The sequence below is a fragment of the Duganella violaceipulchra genome (genome assembly GCF_019166075.1).
GTDB classification, from domain to species: Bacteria; Pseudomonadota; Gammaproteobacteria; order Burkholderiales; family Burkholderiaceae_D; genus Rugamonas; species Rugamonas violaceipulchra.
This window is the reverse complement of record NZ_JAHTGR010000168.1, coordinates 1-326: the sequence shown is the minus strand read 5'-3', so window position 1 is coordinate 326 and position 326 is coordinate 1. Positions and strand designations below refer to the sequence as shown.

Genomic DNA, 326 nt, shown 5'->3' with positions numbered 1-326 from the left:
GGGCGCCTTGAGCACCGGTCAATTCGGCGCCCTGTCGACCCAGGACATCGCCGCCATCGAGACGGCCGACATCGTCGGCCTGAAGACCAGCATCATCGCCGCGCTGAAAACGGCGCAACTGGCGGCGCTGACCACCGACCAGCTGTCCAATTTGACCACCGCGCAAGTGGCGGCCATCACCACCACCAACATCGCCGCCCTGACCACCGACCAGGTCGTCGCGCTGTCGTCCAACCAGTTCGGCGCCCTGAGCTCGGCCCAGGTGAGCGCCTTCAGCACCAACGACATCGCCGCGATTGAAACGGCCGACATCGGCGCGCTGAAAT

Annotated in this window: 1 protein-coding gene; it reads left to right on the top strand. The window is 66.0% G+C overall.

Annotation, left to right across the window (positions count from 1 at the left end; translation table 11 throughout):
- Positions 1-7: 7 nt before the first annotated feature.
- A partial coding sequence (locus KVP70_RS35890) for a hypothetical protein (protein WP_229225274.1) occupies positions 8-326 on the top strand: 319 nt, incomplete at its 3' end.